Source organism: Nonomuraea cypriaca (assembly GCF_015645445.1).
In the GTDB taxonomy this organism is placed as follows: domain Bacteria; phylum Actinomycetota; class Actinomycetes; order Streptosporangiales; family Streptosporangiaceae; genus Nonomuraea; species Nonomuraea cypriaca.
Window position 1 is genome coordinate 1 of the sequence record NZ_JADOGI010000407.1, and the last position, 4,682, is coordinate 4,682.

Annotated in this window: 4 protein-coding genes and 1 pseudogene; 1 reads left to right on the top strand and 4 read right to left on the bottom strand. The window is 72.4% G+C overall.

All coding sequences use genetic code 11. The annotated features are described in order from the left end of the window. The 4 genes and pseudogenes from ITP53_RS53790 to ITP53_RS53805 form a co-directional block, all read right to left on the bottom strand. A pseudogene (locus tag ITP53_RS53790) lies at positions 1 to 689 on the bottom strand (hypothetical protein); the annotation flags it as partial. A gap of 83 nt (positions 690 to 772) precedes the next feature. Then, positions 773 to 1,702, bottom strand: a complete 930-nt coding sequence (locus ITP53_RS53795; RefSeq protein ID WP_195903210.1) for a carbohydrate kinase family protein — start codon at positions 1,700 to 1,702, stop codon at positions 773 to 775. Continuing rightward, positions 1,699 to 2,625: a pseudouridine-5'-phosphate glycosidase gene (locus tag ITP53_RS53800; protein ID WP_195903211.1), complete on the bottom strand. Its 927-nt coding sequence runs from the start codon at positions 2,623 to 2,625 to the stop codon at positions 1,699 to 1,701. Before ITP53_RS53800 ends, ITP53_RS53795 begins: the two co-directional genes overlap by 4 nt. Positions 2,626 to 2,738: 113 nt before the next feature. Continuing rightward, the gene (locus ITP53_RS53805; protein ID WP_195903212.1) at positions 2,739 to 3,758 is read right to left on the bottom strand and encodes a YeiH family protein; all 1,020 of its coding nucleotides are present in this window, start codon (positions 3,756 to 3,758) and stop codon (positions 2,739 to 2,741) included. A 70-nt stretch (positions 3,759 to 3,828) separates the two neighbouring features. Between ITP53_RS53805 and ITP53_RS53810 the strand changes: the two genes are divergently transcribed. Next, positions 3,829 to 4,682 (top strand): LysR family transcriptional regulator (locus ITP53_RS53810; protein WP_195903213.1); only part of this gene is annotated, 854 nt, incomplete at its 3' end.

The following is a 4,682-nucleotide window of genomic DNA, read 5'->3' on the forward strand; positions in this document are numbered from 1 at the left end:
GAGCCCGTCTGACGCTGTGGCACGCCGTCGCCCTGGCGGGGCGGGAGGCCCTCGGGCTGGCTGGCTTGGGGCTGGCCGGCTTGGCGCTGCGGCGTGTTCTCTGACTGGGCGGCGAACGGACCGACCTGCGCGGCGAACATGCCGGTCTGCGGTGGCACGGTTTCCGGCTGGGCCGGGAAGGAGCCCGTGCTCCGGGACGAGACGCCGGGGGCGGTGCCGCGCTGGAGCGGGCGGGTGACCTCCGGGTGAGCGCGCGTCGCTTCGCGCTGGGCCGGGATACGGCCGAGGATCTCGCGGAAGACCGAGCCCATCACCACTTCGGGCGTGGCCGAGGGGGTGGTCAGGTCGCCGGGGGAGAGGCGGCGCAGCCGCTGCCAGCCGCCGAGGCCGGCGACCGCCGTGCGGGTGGCCTCTGGCCAGCCGGGCAGCGCGGGGTCGACGTGGTGCACCATGAGCGCGGGAAGCAGGTCGGCCAGCGGCAGATGGTCCCAGCGGGTGGCGACCAGCCGGGCGAGACGCTCGCAGATCCAGTCGAGACCCGCCGTGCCGAGCGCCTTGGACAGCGCGAGGGAGGACCACCAACTCGCCGGCAGGCGCGGATCACCCAGCACCTCGGCGACCTGCTGTGGTCGGCTCCAGCGCAGCGCAGGGACTAGGTCGCTCAGGCAGATCGATGACTCGACTTCCATCGGCGGACCTTATCCTCCCCAGTGAGCCGTGTGGTGCTGGCCATTACGCGTGTGGCTAATGGCGCAGCCTACGCGGCAAGCTATCAATCAGTATGAACAGGGTAAAGACGGTTCAAGTCCAAACCGTACCGTGGCCGACCGCCAACCTGGGCCACGCATGCGGCACCGGCACGGCAACCCGCCTGCAGAGCGGCCTCTTCGCCGACACCCTGCGAACGCGCTGACAGAAATCCGGCGGCGAACGCGTCACCCGCTCCGGTCGAGTCTACGACCTCGGCATACACTCCCGCCGCTGTCGCGACCATCTCGCCGTCCACGGCGACCAGCGCGCCGTCGGCGCCCAGCTTCACGACCGCTGTGCCATATGTCTCACTCAGCAGTACGGCGGCCCGCTCCGCCGTCGAGGCGCCGCTGAGCAGGAGGGCCTCATCGAGGTTCGGGATGATCAGGTCGGCGGAGGCCGATTCCCGGATGAAACGTTCAACACCGAAGTCACGCAACGGGCGGGTGGAGGCCGGGTCGATGCTGACGGCGACGCCCGCGGCGGCCGCCTGGGCCATGGCGAGCCTGGCCAGGCGCAGTCCGGGCTCGGCGAACAGGACGTAGCCGGACAGGTGCAGCCGGCCGACGCCGTCGAGCAGCGCAGGGTCCCAGTCGGCCTCGGAGATCAGGCCGCCCGCGCCGCGGTTGGTGAGCATGGAACGTTCGCCGCTCTTGTCCACCATGGCGATCACGACCGCAGTGGGATGGCTGGGATCGACCGTGATGTGCGGGCGTACTCCGGTCTTGATGAGTTCGGTGGTGTGCCAGTCGCTGCTGTCGTATCCGAGCCTGGCCAGCAGGCGGGCGTCGGCGCCCAGGTGGGCGGCCCAGGCGGCGGTGTTCGCGCCGGAGCCGCCGGGGCGCAGCACGATGTCCGCGGCCGTGTCGGTGCCGGACATGACCGGCGATCCGTGCAGCGCCACCACGTCGGTGACCGCGTCACCGACGACCAGGAGGCCGCCGCCTGTCACGATCTCGCCCAGCAGAGGGCGATCTGGGCGGCCAGGGCGGTGTTGCCGCGTACGGCGGCCAGGTTCGCCTCCAGGGACGCGCCGCCGGTGCCGTCCACCAGGTAACCGAGCAGGAACGGGGTGATCGCCTGCCCCTTGACGCCCTCGCGCTCCGCGGCGGCCAGCGCCTCGGTGAGCACGCGGTCGTGCAGCTCGGGGTCGAGCTGCCGCTCCTCGGGGACCGGGTTGGCGACGATCAGCGCGCTCTCCTGGCCGCCGAGCGCGTCCTGGCCGCGCATGATGGCCGCCGCGTGTTCGGGCGACTCGATCCGCCACTCGATCGGCTGGCCGGAGGTGTGCAGGTAGAAGCCGGGGAAGGTGTCCGTACGGTATCCCGCCACGCTCACGCCCCTGGTCTCCAGGCGCTGCAGGGTCGCCGGCACGTCGAGGATGGACTTCACACCCGCGCAGACCACGGTGATGCGGGTACGGGCGAGCGTGTCGAGGTCGGCGGACTCGTCCTGGTCGTCGGCCCAGCCGCGGTGCACGCCCCCGAGCCCGCCGGTGGCGAAGACGCGGATGCCCGCGCGGGCCGCCAGGAACGACGTGGCCGACACGGTGGTCGCGCCGCTCGCCTTCAGCGCCGCAGCCACGGGCAGGTCACGCTGGCCCAGTTTGCGCAGCCCGGACTCGGTCGCGATGCGCTCCAGCTCCACCTCGTTCAGCCCGATGCGCGGAACGCCGTCCAGCACCGCGATCGTGGCGGGCACGGCGCCCGCGGCCCGCACGACGCCCTCCAGCTCGCGCGCCACCTCCAGGTTGCGCGGCTGCGGCAGCCCGTGCGAGATGATCGTGGACTCCAGCGCCACGACCGGCGCGCCTTCGGCCAGGGCCGTGGCGACCTCGCCGGACAGCTGGAGAACGGAGTCAGTGGTGCTGTGCATGGTGAGTTTTGTGCTCCTTTAGTGGTCATGCGGGCTGTTTAGGCGAAGAGCGTAATTTTACGGGATTTGTTCCGAGCGGGGCAGGGTACGGTTTCGCGGGCCCACCCAGAGGATCACGTCAGGACCGCCACGCCGGCCAGTGAAACGGTGGCGATGATCGCCGTGGCGATGCCGCCCAGCACCATGGCTCTACCCCCCTTGAGCAGCCTCCGCACGTCGATGCCGGTCCCCAGACCGAACATGGCGGCCGCCATCAGCACGTTCGTGACATGTGGCGCCACATCGGTGACCGGCACGGGAACCCATCCGGTGCTGCGCAGGACGGTCATAGCCAGGAACGCGGCCACGAACAGCGGCATGACCGGCGGCCTCCTCGTATGAGGGGCCATATGAGGAGATGCCGGCGTCCGGTGGCGCCGGCGGTGGGACGTCAGGGCGACGATCGGGGCGAGCAGGATGACTCTGGCCAGCTTGACGGTCACGGCCGTGGCCAGGACACCGTAGGCGGCGCCGATCGCGGCCACCTGGGCCACCTCGTGCACCGCGGCCCCAGCCCAGAGACCGAGCTGGGCCGGGGACAGCCCGATCAGGGACGCCAGGAGGGGCAGGGCGACGATGCCGGTGGTGCCGTACAGGACGACCACGGTGAGGGCGGCGGCCGCGTCGTCGTCCTCGGTGTGGCCGGTGCTCTCCCGCATCGCGGCGATGGCGGACGCGCCGCAGATGGCGACCCCCGTGGCGATCAGCAGCGAGGCGCCGGACGCGACGCCCAGTGCCCGCCCGATCCGTGGCGTCACGGCGAACGTGACGCCGGTCGCGGCCGTCACGACCGCCAGCGTCTGCCAGCCGAGCGCGAGCACGTCCGGTACGGCGATCTGCAGGCCGAGCAGCGCGACCGCCACCCGCAGCAGCCGCCTCGACACGAACGCCAGCCCGGGTCTGAACCGCTCGGCGACCCCCGTCAGGTTGGCCACCGCCGCGCCGGACACGACCGCGATCACGGCGGGGCTGAGCGCCGGTGCGAACCGGTTGGCGACCATCGAGAAGACGACGGCCGCCGCGGCCATCGTCACCCCTGGCCAGGCGGCGGGGGCAGGCGCCGCCTGAAGGCGCGCCGTGTGAGCATCGGGCATGATCTCAGTGTTCTGAGGGTCGGAATCGGGCGGTAGGCGCGTATTGCCTGGGAGGTCATAGCCTGTGGCTATGAGTGCGCTGCCTGATCTCGACTCGCTGAAGCTCCTGGTGGACGTGGGCGAGCTCGGCAGTCTCGGCCAGGCGGCGAAGGCGGCGGGGATCGCGCAGCCGTCGGCGAGCAAGCGGATCGCCCACCTCGAACGCCGCCTCGGCCTGCCCCTGATCGAGCGCACGCCCAGAGGCTCCACGCTCACCGCCGAGGGCAAGATGGTGTCCGAATGGGCCGTCCGCGTGCTCGCCGCCGCCGAGGAGCTCATGCGCGCCGTCCAGGCCGTACGCCACGGCGGCGCGGCACACCTGCGGGTGGCGTCGAGCATGACGGTGGCCGAGTACCTGGTGCCGCGCTGGCTCGGCGAGTTGCAGCATCGCGAGCCCGAGGTGCAGGTCGGGCTCGACGTGGTGAACTCCACCGACGTCGCGGCCCGGGTGCTGGCGGCCGAGGTGGAGTTGGGGTTCGTCGAAGGGCCCAGCCTGCCGGAGGGGCTGGCCGGGCGGGTCGTGGGAACCGACAGGCTCGTGGTCGTGGTGGCGCCCGAGCATCCGTGGGCGCGCCGTCGTACGGCGCTGAGGGGCGCGGAGCTGGCCGGGACGCCGCTCGTGGTACGTGAGCCAGGCTCGGGCACGCGCGAGACCCTGGACGTGGCGTTCAGGGACCTGCACCGGGCCAGCCCGCGGCTGGAGCTGGGGTCGAACTCGGCGGTCAAGGGGGCGGCGCAGGCGGGGGCGGCGCCCGCGGTGCTCAGCGGGTACGCGGTGGAGGCCGACCTGGCCACCGGGCGGCTGGTCGAGGTGCCCTTGGCCGGGCTCAACCTGGTCAGGAGCCTGCGGGCGGTGTGGCGGCGCGGCCGCCCCCTCACCGGCCC